The sequence below is a fragment of the Paenibacillus sp. N3/727 genome, assembly GCF_022637315.1.
GTDB lineage: Bacteria > Bacillota > Bacilli > Paenibacillales > Paenibacillaceae > Paenibacillus_AQ > Paenibacillus_AQ uliginis.
The window spans coordinates 3975001-3998574 of sequence record NZ_CP093336.1 but is presented as its reverse complement, the minus strand read 5'-3'; the positions used below and the strand labels follow the sequence as shown (position 1 = coordinate 3998574).

Annotated in this window: 18 protein-coding genes (1 of these 18 only partly in view); 13 read left to right on the top strand and 5 right to left on the bottom strand. The window is 45.3% G+C overall.

All coding sequences use genetic code 11. The features are described 5' to 3' along the window. Window positions 1-149: 149 nt before the first annotated feature. The 10 genes from MNQ98_RS18270 to MNQ98_RS18225 all read left to right on the top strand — a co-directional run bounded on the left by MNQ98_RS18270 (window position 150) and on the right by MNQ98_RS18225 (window position 14157). Window positions 150-893: a GTP pyrophosphokinase gene (locus MNQ98_RS18270; protein WP_241929539.1), complete on the top strand. Its 744-nt coding sequence runs from the start codon at window positions 150-152 to the stop codon at window positions 891-893. Between the two features lie 522 nt (window positions 894-1415). Then, window positions 1416-2384: an ABC transporter permease gene (locus MNQ98_RS18265; protein WP_208919299.1), complete on the top strand. Its 969-nt coding sequence runs from the start codon at window positions 1416-1418 to the stop codon at window positions 2382-2384. A gap of 38 nt (window positions 2385-2422) precedes the next feature. Further along, on the top strand, window positions 2423-3298 hold the full coding sequence (locus MNQ98_RS18260) for a carbohydrate ABC transporter permease (RefSeq protein WP_241929538.1): 876 nt from the start codon (window positions 2423-2425) through the stop codon (window positions 3296-3298). A gap of 91 nt (window positions 3299-3389) precedes the next feature. Further along, the gene (locus tag MNQ98_RS18255) at window positions 3390-4988 is read left to right on the top strand and encodes an extracellular solute-binding protein (RefSeq protein ID WP_241929537.1); all 1599 of its coding nucleotides are present in this window, start codon (window positions 3390-3392) and stop codon (window positions 4986-4988) included. A gap of 26 nt (window positions 4989-5014) precedes the next feature. Beyond that, window positions 5015-6784: a polysaccharide deacetylase family protein gene (locus MNQ98_RS18250; RefSeq protein WP_241929536.1), complete on the top strand. Its 1770-nt coding sequence runs from the start codon at window positions 5015-5017 to the stop codon at window positions 6782-6784. Window positions 6785-6800: 16 nt separating this feature from the next. Then, window positions 6801-8039, top strand: coding sequence for a DegT/DnrJ/EryC1/StrS family aminotransferase (locus MNQ98_RS18245; RefSeq protein ID WP_241929535.1), 1239 nt, complete (start codon window positions 6801-6803; stop codon window positions 8037-8039). A gap of 10 nt (window positions 8040-8049) precedes the next feature. After that, a complete protein-coding gene (locus MNQ98_RS18240; RefSeq protein ID WP_241929534.1) occupies window positions 8050-9909 on the top strand; it encodes a hypothetical protein in 1860 nt (619 codons plus the stop codon). A gap of 10 nt (window positions 9910-9919) precedes the next feature. Continuing rightward, complete coding sequence (locus MNQ98_RS18235) at window positions 9920-10978, top strand: alpha/beta hydrolase family protein (protein WP_241929533.1); 1059 nt, start codon at window positions 9920-9922, stop codon at window positions 10976-10978. Window positions 10979-11067: 89 nt separating this feature from the next. After that, window positions 11068-12504 (top strand): extracellular solute-binding protein, encoded by a 1437-nt coding sequence (locus tag MNQ98_RS18230; RefSeq protein WP_241929532.1) that lies wholly within the window; start codon window positions 11068-11070, stop codon window positions 12502-12504. A gap of 258 nt (window positions 12505-12762) precedes the next feature. Then, on the top strand, window positions 12763-14157 hold the full coding sequence (locus MNQ98_RS18225) for a protoporphyrinogen oxidase (protein WP_241929531.1): 1395 nt from the start codon (window positions 12763-12765) through the stop codon (window positions 14155-14157). A gap of 113 nt (window positions 14158-14270) precedes the next feature. On the opposite strand, the gene MNQ98_RS18220 is transcribed toward MNQ98_RS18225, so the two are convergent. Continuing rightward, on the bottom strand, window positions 14271-15050 hold the full coding sequence (locus tag MNQ98_RS18220) for a Crp/Fnr family transcriptional regulator (RefSeq protein ID WP_241929530.1): 780 nt from the start codon (window positions 15048-15050) through the stop codon (window positions 14271-14273). A gap of 280 nt (window positions 15051-15330) precedes the next feature. Here MNQ98_RS18220 and MNQ98_RS18215 point away from each other — a divergent pair, with 280 nt between their 5' ends. The 3 genes from MNQ98_RS18215 (at window position 15331) to MNQ98_RS18205 (ending at window position 17705) form a co-directional block, all read left to right on the top strand. Beyond that, window positions 15331-15771, top strand: coding sequence for a GAF domain-containing protein (locus MNQ98_RS18215; protein ID WP_241929529.1), 441 nt, complete (start codon window positions 15331-15333; stop codon window positions 15769-15771). Between the two features lie 130 nt (window positions 15772-15901). Continuing rightward, window positions 15902-16555: a response regulator transcription factor gene (locus MNQ98_RS18210; protein WP_241929528.1), complete on the top strand. Its 654-nt coding sequence runs from the start codon at window positions 15902-15904 to the stop codon at window positions 16553-16555. Then, the gene (locus tag MNQ98_RS18205; protein ID WP_481856651.1) at window positions 16548-17705 is read left to right on the top strand and encodes a PAS domain-containing sensor histidine kinase; all 1158 of its coding nucleotides are present in this window, start codon (window positions 16548-16550) and stop codon (window positions 17703-17705) included. Before MNQ98_RS18210 ends, MNQ98_RS18205 begins: the two co-directional genes overlap by 8 nt. Window positions 17706-17783: 78 nt before the next feature. Here MNQ98_RS18205 and MNQ98_RS18200 read toward each other — a convergent pair whose 3' ends face one another. From MNQ98_RS18200 to MNQ98_RS18185, 4 genes are all read right to left on the bottom strand, one after another. Beyond that, the gene (locus tag MNQ98_RS18200) at window positions 17784-20108 is read right to left on the bottom strand and encodes a helix-turn-helix domain-containing protein (RefSeq protein ID WP_241929527.1); all 2325 of its coding nucleotides are present in this window, start codon (window positions 20106-20108) and stop codon (window positions 17784-17786) included. Window positions 20109-20200: 92 nt separating this feature from the next. Further along, window positions 20201-21820, bottom strand: coding sequence for an extracellular solute-binding protein (locus MNQ98_RS18195; RefSeq protein ID WP_347272219.1), 1620 nt, complete (start codon window positions 21818-21820; stop codon window positions 20201-20203). Between the two features lie 32 nt (window positions 21821-21852). After that, window positions 21853-22737 carry a carbohydrate ABC transporter permease gene (locus MNQ98_RS18190; RefSeq protein WP_241929526.1) on the bottom strand — a complete coding sequence of 295 codons (885 nt, stop codon included), beginning with the start codon at window positions 22735-22737 and terminating at the stop codon, window positions 21853-21855. After that, window positions 22731-23574: the 3' portion of an ABC transporter permease gene (locus tag MNQ98_RS18185; protein WP_241929525.1), read on the bottom strand. 122 nt of this gene lie beyond the right edge of the window; the window shows 844 of its 966 coding nt (coding positions 123-966); the start codon falls outside the window, past its right edge — the gene reads right to left on this strand; it ends in the stop codon at window positions 22731-22733. The genes MNQ98_RS18190 and MNQ98_RS18185 overlap by 7 nt, the downstream gene beginning before the upstream one ends.

The window sequence follows — 23574 nt, the reverse complement described above, 5'->3', positions numbered from 1 at the left end:
GAAGGTTCGGAACGAAAACGGATACTTACAGCCCATCATAACCATAGAAAGTTGCAGTGATGCTCCTTAAAGGCTTAAAATCTAAGGGAGAGAAGAAATGATGCTATTTACTCATTTGATCCATCACGTAACCGAAAGGACGACTTGAGATGAACCAACAGCAAATAGGACAACTTAAAACAATCCGAAATGAAATTACCCGTTTTATGATGAAATATAAATTCGCCTTGGATGAAATCGAGACGAAAATCGAAATATTGAAAGAGGAGTTTCAAGCTCTACATGACTACAGCCCGATCGAGCACACAAAATCTAGGTTAAAATCCTTGGAAAGTATTTTAAAGAAGTTGTACCGTAAAGGAAACGATCTTTCTCTGGAATCCATTGAAGAAAATATTAAAGATATTGCGGGTTTGCGCATTACTTGCTCTTTTCTCTCCGATACTTACAAAGTCAGTGAAATGCTGCAGAAGCAAAGCGATCTGAAAGTGATAAACGTGAAGGATTACATTAAAAATCCGAAGCCAAATGGATACCAAAGTCTTCATTTACTCGTCGAAGTACCCGTGTTCTTGTCTGACCGTGTAGAGAATGTGTGTGTGGAAGTGCAGATACGGACTATAGCCATGGATTTCTGGGCAAGTCTGGAGCACAAAATATTTTACAAGTACAACCAGTCTGTACCTGAAAAGCTGCTGCTTGAGCTGAAAGCTGCGGCGGATACGGCAAACGACCTTGATCATCAAATGGAACGGCTGCAGCGTGATGTTCAGCTTATCAAGGACTCGCATGCTGAGGAAGCACTGTTAGAAGAACTTCGAAGCTTTCAAATGAATAATCAACAATTTAAACTGCCTGCTGGGCTGATCGAAGTGCTTAAGAAGGATTTATAAATTGTTATCTTAGTAGCCATTGGGAACTGAATCGAGGACTCTGCGAACTATCGTAGAGTCCTTTTGTTATGATTCTTATGATCTGCAAATCGAGCCAAAGAAGCGTCTATGTCATCTCTAACTAAAATTTCATGAAATTATGTCCAAAAATTGAATTGACATTTAACTTTATATACAAGTAAAATACATGTATGCGAATTGACTGACATGAATGACACCCAAAGGATATTTAGCGAATGAGGCATGTATAGCTCTGTCAGAATGCATAATCGGTCAATACATCCAACATAAAATGATAGCGTTTACTTTACTTAATGCTTCGGTGCATTTTCGAGAGAGGGGTACAGCATCCATGATTTTTATTCATTAAACAACGGAATAACGAGAAAAATCGACTTGTGACATGTGAGCTCTCGATAACGGACATCCAATTCCAGTCTAAATGGAACGTACCGTCGGGAGAATATGTGTTAACGGCAGCTAACCATGCAAATATGATCCCGCAAGAAGGGAGTGAAGGGATTGGAAACCGTCATACAGACCACTGATGAGTTGAAACACACCGTACCAAAACGTAATCGCTGGCAGCAGGTTCGAACGAGAATGTGGAAGGACCGTTATTTATATCTGCTGCTGCTTCCAGGTCTCTTATATTTTCTTATTTATCGGTATTTGCCGATGCTGGGTATTACCATCGCATTTAAAAATTTTAGCCCCTTCATGGGAATTGCGGATAGTCCGTGGGTCGGGTTAGACAACTTCCGCCGGATTTTTGAAAATCCCGAAGTGCTGCAGGTCATATGGAACACCCTGGTCATCTCATTTTTACAGATCGCATTTGCGTTTCCTGCGCCGATTCTGCTCGCCATCATGCTTAACGAGGTGGCTAATCCGCTGTTGAAACGCTTGATGCAGTCGGTAGTTTACATGCCTCACTTTTTATCGTGGGTTGTTGTTGTTGGTATCGTTACGATTTTTTTCAGAAATGAGGGATTGGTTAACGATGCATTAAGGGAATTGTTCGGTGTACAGCAAAGTATCGGATTCTTAACGGAACCAGACTACTTCCGACTGTTTCTAGTGTTTGAGGTCATATGGAAGGAAGCTGGATGGGGAACGATTATATTCCTTGCCGCCCTCGCGGGCGTGAACCCGGCATTATACGAGGCGGCGGTTATGGACGGTGCTAGTCGTTTCCGGCAAATCTGGCACATTACGTTACCAGCCATTCGGAGTACGATTATCATCATGCTTATTATTCGGCTCGGTGACGTGCTTGAGGTCGGATTCGAACAGGTATTCCTCCAACTCAATGCGTTTAACATGCAGATTGGTAATACGCTGGATACGTACGTTTATTACAAAGGGATTCAGCAGTCCGATTACAGCTTTTCCACAGCGGTGGGGGTCTTTAAAGGATTGGTCGGCCTTGTGCTAGTTATGTGCGCCAACAAACTGTCTAAACGGTTTGGCGAACAAGGTGTGTATTGAATCGTCCTATCGGGCCACCGGAAAGGAGATTGTAAACAGTGAAACAAAAATCAATTGTTGAAAGGCTGTTTGATTCGGTCAATATCGGCTTGCTGCTGTTGATTTGTGTGGTCATGTTGTTTCCGTTTCTATATTTGTTCTCGGTCTCATTTTCGTCTTATGAGGATTTTCTTGGCAGCAAGCTACTGCTCTGGCCATCCTCCTGGTCAACAGATGCTTATGAGTATATATGGAAATCACGAACATTCCGTCAAGCTCTTCTGACGACAACAACGGTAACAATTATCGGAACCGCGGTTAACCTGTTCTTTACGAGCACGATGGCCTACGCATTATCCAGACCGATTGTTGGTCAAAAGTCCATAATGTTTATGGTTGTATTCACATTGCTGTTCTCGGCTGGAATGATTCCTACCTATTTGGTGGTGCAGGCGACAGGTCTGCTCGATTCGATATGGTCTCTCATCCTGCCGGTTGCAATTACTCCGTTTAACTTGATTGTTATCCGGCAATTTTTCATTAATATTCCGAATGACATGATTGAAGCAGGGATCGTGGACGGTGCGAACGATTTGCAAATTTTCGCTCGGATTATTCTCCCATTATCCAAACCTGCGCTGGCCGCATTTAGTTTGTTTTACGCGGTAACGCATTGGAATAATTACTTCGCCCCGATCCTCTACATCAATGATTCAGCTAAATGGACAATTCAGGTCGTTCTCAGACAAATTGTTGTTGTTGGCGAAACGACCGGTACGCTTGGCGGAGACAATATGTTTACGGATAATCCACCACCACCGGAGACGATTCAGATGGCAGCGATCCTGCTTGCAACCGTTCCAATCCTCATCGTATATCCGTTTTTGCAGAAGCATTTTGCCAAGGGTGTCATGCTGGGGGCTGTAAAGGGTTGACCATTTAGATGATCGAACCATGGCGATCATCTGAATGAATCATAGATGGAGCCTCAGCTCCACATTATTATGAAAAAATGGGGGGACGTAAATGTCCAGAAAACGCAGATTCACAGTCATTATGGCTGCAATCATGTCGGTCAGCCTGGTAGCATGCAGCCAGAATACGCAGAGTGTAAAGGAACAACCCGCAACCGCAACAACAGGTGAGAAGCAGCCTACAAATGTAGAAGAGACGTATACCATCACAGCGATCGATTATCGGTATGGTGATCCACCGCCAACGTCAAGTCCGGGGCTGACAATGATTAACGAGAAGTTCAACGTGAAGTATGAGCCCACCTTCGTTCCGAACACAGCTTTCGAGGAGAAGATCAATGCTACGTTTGCATCTGGTAAAATTCCAGATATTGTAGGGTTGATGTCCGCGGACATCAAAAACCGGTATAACAAATTTGCGAAGCAGGGGGCATTTCTTGAGATTGAACCCTACATCAATGAATATCCTTCACTCAAGATGGTACCTGATTTCATATGGGATGCTGTTCGTGTAGATGGCAAGATATACGCCATTCCGCAGTACTCGCCTAAATACCAGGTCGTTACGGTCATCCGTAAGGATTGGCTAGATAAACTGGGCTTGAAAGTGCCAACGAGTTATGAAGAACTGAAAGAAGTCGCTCTAGCTTTTACGAATAATGATCCGGATGGAAACAGCAAGAAAGATACTTACGGTATCGCAATCGGTCAAGATATCAACCCTAACTTCAACCAAGGCCCATACTGGGATCCGGATGCGTGGTATCACCAAGATCAGGACGGCAATTATATTCCGGGAATCATCGGAGAAGGACGCAAGGAATTTATAACGATGCTCTCCGAGCTTTATAAGGAAGGGGCGATGACGAAGGACTATGCCATTTTGAATTGGGGAGACACCAACAAGGAGTTTTATTCCGGCAAGGCTGGTATTTTTATCGGGACACCGCGGGGCATGTCACAGGAGTATATGGACGGGTTGCTGAAAATCCATCCCAATGCAGAGTTTGTAAGCCTTGCACCGTTCCAGGATAAATACGGCAACACGGCTCTGACATCCGGTGCGGGTTATAACGGTATTACGGTGTTGAGCGCCAAGTTATCCTCTGAACCGGAGAAGGTAAAGCGTATCTTGGAAATGATCGATTTCGGCCGAAAGTTCTATCCACAGGACGAGCGAAACGAGAAGAATGCGGACTTCGATTGGTGGTCAGGTAAAATTGGCGTTGGCTATGATGTGACGGACGGAGTTCCCGTGAACAAAGAGAATTTTGCTTCGGATGGTCTTGCTCCATCCACCTATTTCGTGGATAACACCTCATGGGCACCTAATGATTCCGACAATGATTACTCTATAACATATCAGACGAAACAGCTTGCCGATTTGGTAGAGTCTATCGAAATGATGTATAAAGACATAAAACTTTATGCGAATCCGATTAGCGGCCTGGAATCACCGACGGACAATACGAGCGGGGCAGAGCTTAGAAAATATGTGATGGATGAGCAGGTTAAGATGATTGCCGGCACACGTCCGGTCAGCGACTGGGATAAACTCGTCCAGGAGTATAAGGACAAGGGCGGAGTCAAGATTATTCAGGAATACAATGCAGGTATCAAAGAGAAGGATCCAAAGGCATTGTTCAAATGAGCCGCAAGGAAATGAGGGGCATATTGTTGTCCCCATTTCTCTTTTTTATAAAATCAACACCAGAGAATGGAGCGATGATTGAAATGAATCATGCCGCAAAAATCGGGGTTTGGCTAAATCGAAATTCAGCTGATTACAGCTGGAAGCATGGGCAGAATCTTTTTCAGCTTTATATCGAAGAAATACTGTCTCATGCCGGGGTTCCATACCGGAATTTCAAGGACGCTGACTCGCTGAAGAACTACGAACCCGATATTATACTGATCGCCCATCATGGGGAGAAAGAAGCCGATATTGCCCGATTGGAACAATGGATTAAAGACGGTGCCACGGTGATCGATTACGGCGGTTTAAACCGAATGGCAAGCAAGCTGGGTTGCAGAGAAATACGATGCCGTGACGCGGTATATGCCGAGCTGGACGAAGTGAGCTTTGGGGACAACTACCCTTCACTTCGAGCGGTACGTGTAAAGCCTTGGATTCCTCAAGAGCAGAGTTCATCTGCAATACAGAGCTATGGAACACTTCGTCTTGGCAAAAAAGGTACAGAAATTGCACCTGCCCGTTTGACCTTTCACATCGGGAAGGGCAAGCTGATCCGCTGGAACGTTGATATTCCTTCGACGATCGTCTGGATGCAGCAGGGAAGAGAGCCCGTATTTCAGGATGGTATTCCATCCTTGGATGGCACGGGGGACATCGATGAAGGGATACTCAAAGCCGATGACGGCTCCGAGATGGATTGGGAGAAGGACCGTACTGTAACCGGGACGGGAGTTCCATACTTCCATATTCCTTACGCCGATTTGTGGCGTGAAGTGATGATACAGCAGCTCATAGCGGAATCGGATGCGCTGGAACTCACTCTACCGTTACTCGATTATTGGCCGGATGGAACAGAACAGGTTGCTATGATCTCGCATGACAGTGACTTTAACGTAGAGGAAGCTGCGCATACCACATTGCAGGTGCTGGAAGAGTGTGGTGTTCGTTCTACTTGGTGCATGATTGAACTTGGTTATTCTCCGAGTATTTATAAGCTCATTCAGGAACAAGGACATGAGCTGGCTTTTCATTATAATGCTCTGGAAAAGGAAGACGGTATTTGGAGTCAAGATGAGTTTAATCGTCAGCTAGACGTCATCAGGAGGTCTACTGGTGCATCCATCATCTCGAACAAAAACCACTACACCCGTTTCGAAGGGTGGGGAGAGTTCTTTCGGTGGTGCGAGGACAGCGGCATACAAGCTGACCAGACCCGAGGTCCCAGCAAAAAAGGAAATGTTGGTTTTCCGTTCGGAACCTGCCACCCCTACTATCCTATCGCTTGGGCCGATGAACACAATAGGATCTACAGTGTGCTACAGATTGGATTTTTGACTCAGGATCTTGAGCATCCATCTCTGCCGGACGTCTCGGTGATCAAGCCGTTTTTGGAAGCGGTGGCAGGCGTTCGGGGCGTGGCTCATTTCCTGTTTCATCAGCAGCATATTCATCAGCTTCCGGCGGTTCGAGATGCTGTCAGGTCACTTGTAGCTGCAGCACGTAGCATGGGTTATGTGTTTTGGACATGCGAAGAGATAACGAAATGGGAACAATCCCGCCGCTCGGCGAGGTTATATGTAGAAACGGATAGATCCTTTTATGCGGAACAACTGCCGCCAGGTGCGGTGATGCTGACTCCTGTAAGCAAAGGTGAGCGTTCTTTAGAGGAGGAGAATCGAGTGATACGGTTCGGCGTTTCTTGTCATAAACAGGTTGACTTCAGCAGCAGTTTAACGGAACAGCAGATATAAAGGAGGCTCAGGCAGGATGGAACAGCTAGCACTCTACGGGGGTCCTCAAAGTAAGACCACACCGTTCAGTACGGGAAAGCGATTCGGAGAAGAAGAGGCGACGGAGCTACTAGAAGCATTGGAACAGAACACGCTGTTTTATCATTTTGGTGAAAAAGTGAAACATTTTTTGTCAGACTTCAATGTCATGTACGGAAGCAAATATAGTGTGGCTACTTCATCAGGAACTGCAGCCCTTCATGTCGCGTTAGGTGCGGCTGGTGTCACCGTAGGCGACGAAGTGATTACAAGTCCGATCACCGATCAAGGCACACTGATCGGTATATTATATCAAAATGCCGTGCCGGTGTTTGCCGACCTTGAACCGAACACGTACAACTTGGATCCGAAATCCGTAATAGCTCGGATTACACCAAAGACGAAGGCCATCATTGTGGTTCATCTTGCAGGCAATCCTTGCGATATGGATCCTATTATGGACATAGCACACCGATACGGAATCAAAGTAATTGAAGATTGTGCTCAAGCTTATCTTACGAAGTACAAAGGCAGACTTGTCGGAACGATCGGTAATTACGGATGTTTCAGTACAAATGACTTTAAGCATATTTCCACGGGAGACGGCGGCATGGTGCTGGTCAACTCTGGGGAAGAGAAGGATTATGCAACAACGCATGCTTTTGCAGATAAAAATTATCGCCGACTCGGAACGACGCTGGAACGAGGCACGAAATTTATTGCCCCGAATTACCGAATGACCGAGCTGCAGGGTGCCGTGGGTATCGCCCAGCTTAAAAAATTGCCATGGATTTGTGAGCGTCGAAGAACATACGGGGATCGAATGAATGCGACGTTATCATCCGTGCCAGGTATTCATATCCCCAAGGTAAACGCCCATGACGAGTGTACTTATTGGTTTTATATGTTCAGGTTGGAGATGAACGCGCTAACCTGTGATCGGGATGAGTTCTGCAAGGCTCTTGAAGCCGAAGGGATACCGAATCGTGCAGGCTATATTCCGGAAGTATGTTATATGCAGCCGTTATTTCAGAACCGACAGGCCTATTTAGGAAGTCATTTTCCATTCGATTTAAGCGATACGACCTATTCACAAGGAATTTGTCCCGTTGCGGAGGAGATTTTACAGACGGCTGTACAAATACCGTTAAACGAATTTTATTCCGAGCAAGACGTTGAGGATATTATCCGTGCTTTGCAGAAAGTAGCGGCCCATTATGCAGTCGGCAAAAACTAAAGGTGCCATCATGAGTAAACAGGGAGCGATGGAACTAGAACAATTCACATGTCTTGGCATACCAGTTACAGCTGACGAGACCCGTTCAGCGGCCGTGTGTCGAAATAAAGAAGGCGAGGAACGACTTGTGATTGCGGCAAGAGGGTATTCACTTGTAGTTCATCCCATCTCGGGAGTATGCCAACAGCTGGCGTTTCCGGATGGTATCCATGAATACCCTTATGCTGCGATGAGTGGAAGCGATGGTTTATTCTATACAGGGGCGGGATCCTACATCTATGTTCTTGATCCATTTATTCCCGCATATATCGGCCGTTTCGCAGTACCTTCCGGGGAAGAATCGGCCGGATTTGCGTTTGTAGAGAACGAATTTGGCCATGTCTATGCAACGACATATCCAGGCAGTTATTTAATGAAGCTGGACGTTTTAGCAGGTGAGTGCCAGGTCGTAACACGTCTGGACCGTGAGCGAAAATATGCCATGAGTTTGGCTGCCGATCGTACTGGCTGGGTGTATGTTGGATTAGGCACAACTTCTCCCGCATTACTTTGCTTGAGACTGGAGGATGGCTTACGGAAGGTTATCGTTCGTGGACAATCGGGTATGATTCAACCGGGAAGCGGACGGGTGTTCAATGGCATTGATGGAAATGTTTACGGGTGGCTTCCGGATGGGGATGGCCACGGTCCAGGCCAGTGGTACAGGTTGCACAGCGGGAAAGCAGTATCCATATCTGAACAGGATTGCGCGGATTCAGTGTATAACGGCGATGGGTACAAGAAGCTCCACGGTAATTTGGCTGGTGGACGCTCCTTAATAGAATGGGAACTCTCCGACAGGCAAGTAACGATCCAAGAGCCGGATGGAATGGTTACCGAACTGCCTCTCCGTTATGATGGCGATGGTACGGCGCTATCCCCATTATGTAAAGGGCCAGATGGGAAATTGTACGGAACGTCAAATCATCCTCTACATTTGTACACGTATGATGTGGATGAGTCCAGTATAGTGAATCATGGAAGCGGGATAATCGAGCGCGGCGGCGGAGGTAATATTGCCGCGTATGCTGTACAAGGCAGCAAGCTCATTGGAGCTGCTTATGCGGGCGGGCTGGTTCATGTGCTCGATACTTCGAAGCTGCTGGCTACAAAGAGCGGATCCAATCGAAACCCGAGACTTATTTACGCTGATGATCGGATTCATCGACCAAGATGCGCTGTTTCATATCCGGATGGACGTCATGTGCTGTATGGCGGATTTCCGGGATATGGCGCGGTTGGCGGCGGATTAGGAATCGTTGACCTGGAGACAGAGCAAGTGACCATACTGGAGCATCATCAGGTTGTACATGGTCAAAGCACCGTCTCACTTACAACTTTATCGGATGGCCGTATTATCGGTGGAAGCAGTATTGAAACACCGGGTGGGGGCGAACCAATCGCTTCCGAGGCTGTTCTTTATGAGTTGAACTTTTCTAACCGTAAGGTTGAACAGCAGTGGATACCTATCCCTGAAGCCCGAGAAATCTCTCAACTGTCGGCGAGTGATGACGATCTCATCTATGGCCTAACTTCTGACAGTATGTTTTTCATCTTCGACCTTTCAAAGGGGATCGTTGTCTATCAACAGGATTTATCTTGTTGGGGATCGGTTGTCAGACAGGGACTGATCAAGACTATTTATCAGGGGCGACCGATTGTTCTTGGCCTGCTAAGCAGAGCGTTGTTTACCGTAACACCAGGAGTGTTCGTTCCGGATCAACTTGCTGAACTGCCGAAAGAAGCGACATGCGGTATTGCCTATATAAACGGCGGGGTTTATTACGGCAGCGGAGCCGAGCTCTGGCGCTTTGAATGGGGAGAGGAGTGAAATCAAAAGTATGGATCATGTACAAAAAGCAGCTCAGACCGAGATTAATAGTCAAGACAGCATCATGAGGCCACTTCTTCAAGGTATCAATTCAATAGAAGATTGGGAGGTTAAAGAAGCTCAAATCCGTTCGAACTGGCTGAAGATGCTCGGTACACCTCCTATAGAAGGGATGAATTTTGAAGCTTGGAGTGATGGGAGTTATGAAGTCATCTCCGAAGCAGAAGAAGAGGATCATCGTCGCTTATATATCCGGTATGAGACAAGAGATGGAGATAAGGTTTTTGCCTATCTATTATTACCTCGGCAGTCAGGTGAGGCTAATAAGAATCTTTCTGCCGTTCTGGCGCTTCATCCAACCACAGAGATTGGGAAAGCAGATATCTCTCTCAAGGAAGGACGGGACAATCGCAGATATGGACTGGAGCTCGTGAAGAGAGGATATGTCGTTCTCGCTCCGGATTCGATTACCTTCGGGGATCGGGTGTACGAAGGGGAGAACCCTTTTCAGACAGCGCCTTTCTATAACCGTAATCCGGCATGGACCGCGGTCGGAAAAATGCTGGCTGATCATATCCGCGGCGTTAATATACTGGTCTCGCTTCCTCAGGTAAAGGCGAACCGGATCGGAGTTATTGGTCATTCTCTCGGCGGATATAACGGTTGGTTTTTGGCAGGAATAGACCGCAGAATTCATGCTGTGGTGTCCAGCTGCGGCTTTTCCATGTTTACTGGGGACCCGGAGCCGAATCGATGGGGAAAGCGGGAATGGTTCTCCCACATCCCATCGCTGACCGAAGAGATCAACCGAAACCATTACTCATTTGAATGGCATGAAATTGCTGCACTAGCAGTTCCTACGCCAATGTTCATGTGGTGCGGAACGAGAGACAACATTTTTCCGAACTGGCGTGAGAATGCAGCAGGATTGGCCGACATTGAAAGTCTTTACCGTTTTTTGAACAAGGAACAGGTTTTCGAATGCTGGTTCGGTGCGGAAGGGCATGATTTTCCGCTTGATATACGCGACAGAGCATACCGTTTTCTGGATCAACACCTCGGACGATAACAGCAGAGAATTAGAAATGACAGACTATGGAAACGGCATGCCACACATGGTATACTGGTACTTATAGACATGTATAGGAGCGGTATATATTGTTGCGTAGAAGAAATGAATTTAACGAGCGTTATGAACGCTTTCTTCAGGAACTTAGAAATGAAATTGTCAGCGGCACACTGCTGCCTGGTGAATTTATATTGCCGGAAAATACGCTAAGCCAGAAGTATGAAATGAGCCGTGTTTCTATACGTAAGGCACTTGAAGAGCTGGTTAATGAAGGATTAATTGAGAAAATTGCAGGTAAAGGAAACCGAGTTAAGCTGCCGGGTGAGGATCTTTCACCTGTCGTCTTGAAATTGGCTTGGTTCTCCAGTTCTTATGAGATTCATATTGTTCAAAAAATCATTGAAGCTTTTGAGCGGAAACATCCGTTTGTAAAAGTTGAGATTGTCCTATACTCGGAAGACAACTACACGGACACGATCATTGCTCTACTAGAGGATCAGCAGGGGCCTGACGTGTTTATGATGTCTGATTCACATTACCGCCACTGGGTGGAAAGCAAACGCACGGATATGGTCACGGGTTATGTGCCCCCTCATTTATTAAAGGAGGGAGTATCCTACCCGGAGGTATTCAGATTGTTTCAACATGATAACCGCATCTTGGCAGCACCGTTTATTTTCTCGCCTGTCGTAATCTGTTTTAACCGATCGATCTTCCGTCAGTATGGTCTGTCGGACGAGACATTGCTTGAGAACTGGTCAGACCTACTGCATACAGCCAAGACATGTACAGTCAAGCCTAATGAAGATGGTATGATTGAGCAGTTTGGTTTCGGTTTCTCTTCCTCGCCTAACCGTTGGCCCGTGTTCCTTATGCAGAATGACGGTAAGATGATGACAGAAGACCGAAGCCGCAGTACGATGGCGAATGAGAGAAATATTGAGTCATTGGAATTCTGCCTGTCACTCATGTACAAAGAGCATGTGTCTCCGATTTATTCGCACGGCAGCAGTCATCTTGCGGAAAGGCTGTTCATGAAAGAAAGAGTGGCTATGATCATGTCGACGTATTATTTCATGAACGAATTCCGGGATCATTCCATCGAATGGGATGTCATGCAGCTTCCGAAAGGGCGGAAACCCGCAACACTTCTTCTCGGTGGCGGCCTTTCCATCAGTGCGAGTAGCAGCCATCGAAGTGTTGCGGAGCGGTTGGTTGATTTTATGACTGGGGAAGAAGCGCAGAAACTGATTAAGCAATATGGATGTACGATTCCCGTTCTTCGTTCCGTGGCAGAAGATGATTCACTGTTGACTCCTGATATTCACCCGAAGCATTATAACCGGTATTTGGATGTTCTGCCACATGCACATCCTCTGCATTCACTAAATTTGAGTCAGTCCGAAATTTTAATGCTGTTTGATGAACTGAATTTACTTTGGGCTGGTATGGAAAACCCGACAGACACCTGCAACCGAATTGAGGAGCTATTTAACAATAATAAGGCTGCCTTAAAGCCAAGTTAGAGCTAGCCGAATTTATGTGAATTTGGTGTTTCATCTCTGATAAAAAACTCTGCTAAGCATTCGCAGAGTTTTTTTGGCCTTCTATTATCAAGTGAAATACTGCCTAACGATTGGACATATTTCACCCTCATGTTCACATAATTGAAGGGAAAGTGCTGAACGGGACGCTTACCCTTATGGTATACTTCTGATTTGGATAGAATGTTTATCAGGGGTATTATGCATGATCCTAACTTATATATACGAGGTGTATTCATAATGACAACAACCGTAGTCATTGGTGGAGGAATTACCGGTCTGTCTACATTAAATTATCTTCAGAAAGAGATGAATGCGAACAATTTGGACATGCAGTTGGTGCTGGTGGAAGGTGATGATACGCTCGGTGGGAAAATCCGCACGTTCTCAGACGGGGAGTTTACCATGGAGACCGGAGCTGATTCCATCGTTGCCCGCAAGTCGAACGTTTCCCCTTTTCTAGAAGAGCTGGGGTTAAGCGATCAGGTTGTGTATAACGCGACCGGAATCTCCTATATTTACACAGAAGACGGCTTGAAAAAGATTCCCGCGGATGCCGTTTTTGGCATTCCCACCGGATTAGAATCTTTGGTCCAGAGTGAGTTGATTTCTGCTGAGGGCAAAGTGGAAGCGCTTAAAGACTTTTATACAACAAACGAAACGTTCACGATTAATGATTCGCTTGGATTGTTTCTGGAAACTTTTCTCGGAACGGAACTGGTTCAGAAGCAAATTGCACCGGTCGTTTCGGGTGTATATTCCGGAGAGCTGAATGATTTAACGATTGCATCCACATTTCCTTTTTTGCTCGAATATAAAAACAAATATGGCAGCATTATAAAGGGCTTATCCGAAAACAAACACATCTATTTAGGTGCAGCAAACAAAAAGTTTATCTCATTCAAAAATGGGATGTCGGTCCTGATCGACCGGATGGAGGAGTTGCTGGCGGATGCTCAAATTTACAAAGGGATAAAAGCGGAGTCTGTTGAGAAAATGGATAAACGTTATATCATCACCATGGAGGATGGTCGGAAGATCGAAGCGGACTATGTTGTGCTCAGCAACAACAGCCGGCAGGCTCAGGAGCTGCTTCAGGATAACCAGCTTGCTGAGGATTTTTCACAGCTTCATACGAAATCGATGATTAGCATCTACCTTGGATTTGATGTACCGGACAGCGAGCTGCCGAGTGATGGGACCGGGTTCATTTCCGTAAAAGAAAGTGATGTGCTGTGCGACGCCTGTACTTGGACTAGCCGTAAATGGGAGCATACGTCCAAGGGACGACGGCTTCTGCTTAGACTTTTTTATAAAAGCTCCAATCCGGAATACGCAAGATTAATCCGTCTGTCGGAGGAAGAACTAAAGTCGGTAGCACTTCAGGACATTACGAAAAGTTTGGGACTGACCGCAGAGCCAGTTACGGCAGAAGTGACGAAGTGGCATGAAAATATGCCTAACTACCATCTGAAACATCGTGAAATTGTGAATTCTCTGGAGCTGAAGCTGGAACAAAGCTATCCGAATGTTTTGCTGGCTGGTTGTTCCTATTACGGTGTGGGAATTCCAGATTGTATCGCTAATGGTGAGAAGACGGCTCACGTCATTGTTGGGCGATTGATGCAAAAGTAAGTATTCATCCAGATTGAAGCGATTCGTACACGTAGCATCTTACAACAGACAAAGGGGCGTTCCAGGTCAATGGACCTTTGGAACACCCCTTCTTTTAGCGCATGAAGTTCAGCTTAAAGCCGGCAAACTGCAACCGGGCATCTCGGAGAATCAGGACATCTGCAAATTTCGCGCAAATTTGCAATCTGGCGGATGATCATCTTACCTTCTTCAAACTCAATCGTCCCATCGTTTTTCCAATCCCCAAGCATACGATTAACGCTTTCTCGGGTACACCCGATCATTTCGCCTAGTTCTGTATTGGTCAGTTTAAGCTGAATATGGATAGATCCATCAACTGCTGGAATCCCATATGTGTTGCTCATGCGGATTAATGTCGAGGCAAGCGCGCCTGCTTTCCCAAATAAAAGCAGATCCCGCAGTTTGGTCTCGATAATCTGATTGTTCATTCCGAGCCAATACATAAATTGTATAGCGATATCTCCGTGTAGATTCAATAGCTCATCGAGGTCTTTACGCAAAATCACTCCTACTTGTACATTGCTCATGGTTTCGGCGCTAAAGCTGTATTGGGCGTTCTGCAAACCGTTGAACTGTGCGATGAAATCCCCGTTTTGCAATATCGAAATGATCAGATCTTTACCTTCCTCGGTCGATTTTAGAAGTTTCACCTGACCTGAAATGATGAAGTACAGTTTATCGGCTTTATCGCCTTCCCAGAACAAATAAGAGCCTTTTGTTATTTTTCTCGTCTGCATGATGTCTTGCAAATATTGAAATTGTTCCTCTGACAAATATTGTGCGATACCATATTGATTCGATGATCCAATTTTTGTTTCCTTACGTTTTCCGCATGTTTTAAAAGTTTGTTGGTGCTCAATTGTCATAGCCATTGAAAGTTGCCCCCCGTGTCGTCTTGTTACATTTATCATAGCGTAAGGGGCATTTTTGGAACATCGGGGAAGGCTCTGAATTATTAATGGGGGCATTCCCTGTTTTTTGTGAGATTCATCACAGAAGATAGCGGGGAAATCCCGTAAGCTATCGGGTATCCTAGCACGCATTCATACTTACACCCTTAGATTATTTTCAGGGAATACCCTGAGGTACAATCCTGACGGTTAGGGCTACAATAAATGATGTAAGTACAATGTAAGCATGGAGGGACCCGTTATGATGGCCGGAGTAATGGATTGGGAAGAACGTTTATCGGAATTGCGCAAGCTGACGGATAGTGATTTTTGCGCAGTTGCGATATATGCTGCTTCCGAGAGGCAGATTCGATGGGTTGCAGCTTCCGGTTACACCAATGAAAAATTTCGTTATATGGTGAATCGTCCAGGTCAAGGTATAGCCGGTGATGTGATCCGAATCGGCCGGACGGTCCAGAAAACCTGCTTATCGGATGAACAGAGGCGAGATAGTGATTATATGATGCTTGCTGAACATCTTATCGTATCAGCGGCGACACCTATACAGCGAGAGCATAACGAAACCGCAGGAATACTGCTGATGGGCAGAAGGAAGGGCGAGATTTACGGGGTGTCTGAACTGACACAGCTGGAATCTGCAGCCGAGCATTTTTGGGAAGAGACCAAGAGGCAGCAGTTGTAGATCAACGTTAATTAACAAAGGAAAACCCTATTTATATAATCAGACAAACAATCCTCGATTGCCGGGATTGTTTTTTTCTTATATCATGATATATGTCACACTTGCTGGAACGGATATAGGAGGGAGAACTATGATACGTCTGTTAATCGTGGACGACCATGCAGTTGTTCGATCCGGACTCAAGCTGCTTCTTGGGGAAAAACAAAATATTGATGTGGTTGGTGAAGCGGCGGATGGGGATGAAGCAATTCGTTTGGCGAAAGTTCTGCTGCCGGACGTTATTTTGATGGATCTTAGCATGCCGCATGGTAAAGACGGAATGACAGCTACGGAGGAGCTAAAAAAGCTGCTGCCGGATATATACATATTAATCTTAACAATGCATGACGATGAGCAATATTTATTCCGTGCGATTCAAGCAGGCGCTTCCGGGTATATTTTGAAGAACGCTCCTCATGAAGAGCTGCTAACAGCAATCCGTTACGTGGCTGCAGGTAGCGCTTATTTGACGCCATTAGCTACGAAGCGATTAATGGGTCAGTATATTGAAAAGGTGAAGAACGGGGAGGGAGCGGATGAATTCGAATCTCTGTCGGAGCGTGAAAAGGAAGTGCTGTCCTGGACTGCCAAAGGATATTCTAACAAGGAAATCGCCGAAAATCTGATCATCAGCGTCAAAACGGTTGAAAGTCATAAAAGCAATCTGATGGAGAAATTAGGGCTCAAAACGCGTCCCGATTTAATTAAATATGCTATGAAAAAGGGGCTGCTTACTTTTGAATAAAAATAAAGGTGCTCATTATCCCGAGGTGATTGGTCAGCATGTGATGGAGCTTTTGAACCAGTTGGATGAAATTCATGCTGATCAGCATCTTTTGGAAAATGTGAAAAATTCGCTACGGCAGTTAAACGATTTGAAAATCGCCTTGGATGAGTCATCGATTGTTGCTGTTACAGATCATACAGGCCGTATTCTTTTTGTTAACGATAAATTTTGCCAGATATCTAAATATTCACGCGAAGAATTACTGGGACAGGATCATCGGATCATTAATTCAGGGCACCACGACAAATCCTTTATGCAAAATCTGTGGGAAACGATTAAATCAGGCTTCGTATGGCACGGGGAAATTAAAAATAAAGCGAAAGACGGAATATATTACTGGGTTGATACAACGATTGTACCTTTACTTGACGAAGCGGGCCAGCCCGTACAGTATTTGGCGATCCGGCATGAAGTTACTCGACTGAAAGAGGTCGAAGAAGAGCTGAAGCATATGATGGCTAAGGTTATGGAAATTCAGGAGGAAGAACGCAAACGATTTTCCCGTGAATTACATGACGGTATAGGCCAGAGCTTGTTTTCACTTCTAATAAGTATGGACCGTCTCCTTATTGCCGAGCAGGAGCATTCAGAGGTTTCTTTAGAGACAGATGTTGCGAAGAACGCTTCAGCTGTAGAGGAACTATCGATTATCCGCCAACAAGTTTCTCATATTATTGAAGATGTTCGCGGACTTGCATGGGAGCTTCGGCCATCCATTCTGGATGATCTTGGTGTTGTGCCTGCTATCCGAACCTATATCGAAAATTTTACGGAGCATTACGGCATAAGGGTGGATTTTCAGTCCAGCTTGACCAAACGATTAAATTACCAACAGGAAACGGTCATATACCGGATCATCCAGGAAGCCTTATTGAATGTTGGTAAATATGCTGATGTGGATCAGGTTAAAGTCGTGATTAAGCAGGATGAGACACACATAGAGGTTGGCATTATTGATAAAGGCAAAGGAATTATTCGGGATGGTGGAAAAAAAGGAGTAGGGCTTTTCAGCATGGAGGAACGTGCACGGGGAATCGGCGCCAAGTTCCACATCGAAACAGCACCGGGAGAAGGTACCGCCATACGTCTTATTATTCCGATCAAATAGATTACTAGCAGGCCACCTGAGAAATTCACTCTTGTGAGGCCTGCTTTTCGTAATTTGGTGGGTCGATACTTCCATTTATTAAATATCTGAATTCATAATATTACGGTACTGAATCGGCGTTACACCCTCATTCTTCTTGAATTTTCGAATAAAGTTAGTTGAGTCTACATACCCCACTTCATCTAGAATATCTTTAAGCTTCAGATCCGTTGTCGTTAACAACTGCTTGGCTTGATCCATTCGCATTCCATCGATATATCGCATAAGGGAATCACCAGTATGGTCTTTGAAGAAACGGGTTGCATACGAAGGAGATATTCCGAAATGCTTCGCAATGGATTCCAGGGAGATAGATTGGTTCGTGTATTGGTCATGAATGTAGTCTTTCAGCTGGTGTAATAACACCACATTCTTGCTTTCCTTCTTGCTTGCAACAAAGCGGCACACATTGCAGCAAATGTCGGTAACAAGGCGTTCGAGCTCTTCGATCGTTTCGAGATGCGGTACGAATAGCCGCTCCAGTGCCTCGTTGGTTACTTCATCGAGATCGATATCAAGCTCGATAAGGGTCTTCGCGCTGTTGTTGACGATATCAAAGCAGATGAACTCAGCCGCATCAATAGGCATTTTTTTCTCTGTTATCTGTCCGAATGCTTTATGTACAGCCTCTACCACAGCTTTACTATCTCCTTGCCGGATCGCACGGATAAGCTGTTCCACGGTCTCGACCGGATACCAGCGTTCTCGGGCGCTATCCTGCTCAATATCGCAATAGAAGATAACTTGATCTTCTCCTTTGATGAGCCGGTAGCGAGCGGCATGGCTTGCCTCAATGAATGATTGGGAGATAGACGTAATATCATTGCCGATACTGCCAATGCCAGTCGTCACTGTAAAGCGGAAATACTGCTGAAGAATTTGTTTCGTCTTCATTGCAAAATCATGCAACACTTCATCCTTGTCATAGCCTTCATACAAGTTAAACAAGAATACAATGCTGCGCCCATCAATCAATTCCACACCGAAGCCACGTCCGCCTTCCTCAGACAGTTCCTCAAGAATCTTGATAAGGCTTCTTTTTAGATGATCCTGCATCGAATCTGAATTGTCCCTACGAAACGTCTGATAGTTATCAATGAGAAACAGCAGTACAGCAAAATGTGGACCATCCATACGGAGACTGGAGAATTGGAGATTATCTTCCCATTCCTCACGCGACTTGAACTTGCCTGTAATAAGTGAGAGCAGCACTTGGTCTCGCAGGACAATCGCCTGTCTATGAAGCTGGTGAATTAAGCCTTCATTTTCCTTTGCCATCTGCACAACCGCGTTGGAGATAAAGTCGAGCTCATCTTTTGCCCTTGATGTACCCGATGATCGCTGGACAGCTTGGTTCTGATTGGAGATTACTCCGATCAGCTTCTGAAGAGGCTTATAATTATGGACGGATAAAGCGATTGCCAAAATAACGCCGACTAGGAAAATGACAGCCGCAGTCAAATTAAACAGTAATCGCGCCTGATTAACTTTGTGCATAATCTGGTCTGAAGGCATAACAGCTACATAACTGTAGCCGCGTCGATCGGAATCATGCTTGACCGTCGTGTAATGATCTTTGTTATGCTCGAGGCTGGTAATATTCCAAGCCCCATTATGACTTCGAATCGTATCCAGTGTAGCGTTTAAGAGCCCACTGACATGATTACCTTTCGTGTACTCATACAAGACAGTGCCTTGATGATCAAGGACATACAGTGTCCCGTTATATTCTCCAAGCACGTTTGTCGCAAGTTTTTGGAAAGCGCTTTCGTTAATTAAAAACATAACGACACCATATGGGGTGTCAGAGCTTGCTATGAGAGGTACCGAATAGGTCGCGTACCGTTCATTGACGATGTGATTATACTGCACGGTATCCATCGGCCGCATGAGAGGTGCATTGAGTGTATTACTCATTTTTACAAATTCATATTGGTCCCAGTTCTTAAACTGAAAAATGTCTTCAAAGAACAGGTCGACATCATAGGTGCCGCTCGCTGCATACAATTGCTCAGGATTGCGGCCATTATAACGAATGATAATGTCACTAATGAACATGTTGGTCGATAGATATTGCTTCAATTCTTCGATAGCTTCATACGGACCGTATCCGTGGGAGGTTGCTTTGAATGGCTTCAGCTGGGCATTGCTCGATATTTGCATCGCCATCCGATCCATCTCCAGTATGCGTTGGTCGATCGCCAGACGGAACTGATCAAGGGAATTGATGGTCGAATGCTCGACCTCTGAACGTAAAGTGCTCAAAAACTGCTTATAGACGACGCCGCTCATGATCAACAGAGAAATGACGGTCAGTAAGATATAAGAAAGCAAATAGCGGTAGAATCGCTGACTCTTGATCATCCGTGTATGGATCACCCCTATTCATAATCTTATAGAAAATACATGAGCGGTCGAGGAATATAAGATAATCCTCGACCGCCTCTAATCTGCCGTTATCCTTGCTTATAACGGTCAAAAGCGTTTTTATATATTTCCATATACCTTTCAACGCCCATCTGCTCCAAAGTCTTCACATACGGATCCCACTCATCGAATGAGGCGTTACCGGAGACGAATTTGGCCCGCATCTCGGTTACATAGCTATCGATATCTGAACCGATCGTAGACATATCTTCATTCTCCTCTGATGTAAATGTGAAGGTTGGCCAGATTTCTTCTGGCAGGTGCGCTGAGAATCGAGTTGCTGTTTCTACAGCTTCCGGCCGGCTCTCAGCCCCCTTGAAATATTTCTGCTGTACAATATTCGGATAGCCACCACCCGGCCATACCACATACTTAACCAACGCTTGCTCGAACGTCAGGCCACTCGGGTTCTTATTGATCTCATCGGTATATTCATACTCACCCTTCGAGTTCACGTTATATGATTTTCCTTCAAAACCCATAAAGAACATCTTGCTACCTTCTTCGCTGTATAGATGATCGATCCAGCGAACCGTTTCAACCGGATTCGGATTGCGGTCCGTAATGACGAATGCGCCCGGTATAGCAAGGGGGGAACCCGTAGCTGACCAGATTTGGTCTCCGTGAGGGCCTTTCAATGCGTTGGCACCGATATAATCCGGCTGGCCCATCAATGTGTATGGGCTTGTTGTTATGGTGGACCCGAACACTCCCTTTGAACCAGTGGCGTAATATTGATTAGCCTTTATTGTGAAAATGTCTTGGCTGAGCAATCCTTCTTTATATAACTTGTTCATATATTGAAGCATTTCCTTATAGTTCTGGTGAGTCGGGATAAACCGGAGTTCTCCGGTACCCGGATCAACGTCGACATTGGCATTCCGGACACCACGGTTGCTTAGTCCCCAAGCTCCTTTCAAATAATTGTGGAGCGCATCGATGCCTACGGCCTGGAAAGGGATCTCATCCTTTTGCCCGTTCTTGTTCGGATCCTGTTCTTTAAATGCCTTCAGCATATTATAGAAATCATCCGTTGTCTCAGGCTCTTTAAGGTTGAGGGCGTCCAGCCAGTCCTTCTTGATCCACATCTTGGATGAAGACAGTACCGACGTGAATTCCGGATCGTAGATCGTTGGAAAGGAGTAAATGTTCCCGTCAGGCATCGTTAGCCCTTTCTTAACATCCGGGTATTGATCCATAATGGCCTTCAAGTTCGGCGCATGCTTATCGATCAGGTCATTGAGTTCAATAAACACACCTTGCTGGCCGTACTTCTGTAGATCAGCAGGTGGTATCCCTGCAGTGAAGAAGGCATGCGGGTAGTCATTACCTGCGAGCAGAATGTTACGTTTCTCCGCCATGGTGTCGGTCGGTACCATTTCCCACTCGATTTTGATGTTTGTCATCTTTTCGTATTCTTGCCACAGCATCGTCTGATTCCAGTCTGGCGCTGTTGTTGGCGCTTTACCGGCGATCATTTTTAGTGTAATTGGTTCTTTTACGATGGGCAAGCCTGTTGGGTTGAAGTTGCTGGACGGTTCTGTATCCCCTGGTGATTGAGAAGAGCCGCTGCCGGAGCAACCGGCGAGCAGGGAGAGAGCCAATAGAGCCGTGATGGACATGTGAAAGATTGCCTTCAATTTCTTCAAAGAAATACCCCCTATGTATTGTTATTGGGTTATCAGCCTTTAATAGCTCCAATAACCATGCCTTTAACGAAATAACGCTGCAAAAATGGATATAACATAAGAACAGGTAAGTTGGCGATAATAACAACGGCATATTTAATGGATTCCGCCTCCATAACACTCTTGGCAAGCGACTCTTCACTCGTTTGAATCATATCCTGCATATTGCTCTGGATTAGGATTTCACGCAAAATGAGCTGCAGCGGATATTTTTCACGTTCAGTAAGATAAATGAGTGCATTGAAAAATGAGTTCCAATGCGTGACACTGTAAAAAAGCGTCATGACTGCAAGAACCGGCAGGGAGAGCGGAAGCACAATCTTAAATAGGATCTTAATATTGCTGCAGCCATCGATCTGTGCAGATTCCTGAACTTCAATAGGTATGCTCTGCTGGAAAAACGTACGCATGATGATAATATTCCAGATCGCAACCGCATTAGGAATGATCAAGGCCCACATGGTGTTCACCATGCCAAGCTGCTTAACGATCAGATAGGTCGGAATGAGGCCCCCGCTGAAGAACATCGTAAAGACAAACATAGCTGTAATGAGATTGCGCCCGCGTAAATCTTTTCGAGAGAGCGGATAAGCAGCCAATATCGTCATGATAATGTTTACGATGGTACCGACCACCGTATAAATGATCGTGTTCATATATCCTCTCAGGATTTCTTTATTAGAGAATACTTTTTCGTATCCGGCAAAAGTAATGTCTTTAGGGATCAACCATACCTCTCCATTAACAACAGCTGCAGGATCGCTAATGGATGCGACGGCTACGAAGACAAGTGGATACAGAACGATTATTAGGACAGACCCGAGCAGCAGAAGATTGATGATATCAAATATTCGGTCACCCCTGGATTGTTTTACCATAGGCTGTTCTGTCCCACCTTTCTGGAGATGAAGTTAACGCTAAGGAGTAGAATGAAGTTAATAATGGAGTTGAACAATCCGACTGCTGCAGAGAAGCTATATTGGGCGCTGATGATACCGCTGCGATATACGTAGGTGGCAATGACATCTGAGCTTTCCCGGTTCAGGTCATTTTGCATCAAGAATACTTTTTCGAAGCCTACAGCCATAACAGAACCTACATTCATAATGAGCAAAATAATGATGGTCGGCATAATGCCCGGGAGATTGATATGCCGTATTCGTTTGAGTCTGGATGCGCCGTCGACTTTGGCTGCTTCATGCTGTTGTGGATCGATACCTGTTAAGGCTGCAAGGTAGATAATGGAGCTCCAGCCCATCTGCTGCCATATGCCGGAGAATACATAAATCGTCTTGAACCACCCCGGTTCGGTCATAAAGGATACTGGGTCCCCTCCAAATAAACGGATGAGCATGTTAATAAATCCGGAATTGGGATCGAGAAATATGAATAGCATACCAACAAGCACAACGGTAGATAGAAAGTGGGGAGCGTATGTGATGGTTTGAACCGTTTTGCGGAAAAGCTTGCTTCTGACTTCATTAATAAGTAAAGCTAGGATAATGGGTACGGGAAATCCGACGAGAAGTTCGTACAGGCCAATTTCGAGAGTATTCATAATAAGTCGTTCAAAATAATAGCTGTTAAAAAAGCGTTCGAAATGTTTGAGTCCGGCCCAAGGACTGTCGGTAATGCCTTTGGATGCAATGAAGTCCTTGAATGCGATCTGCACCCCGTACATTGGAATGTAATGAAAGATAATGTAATACGCGATT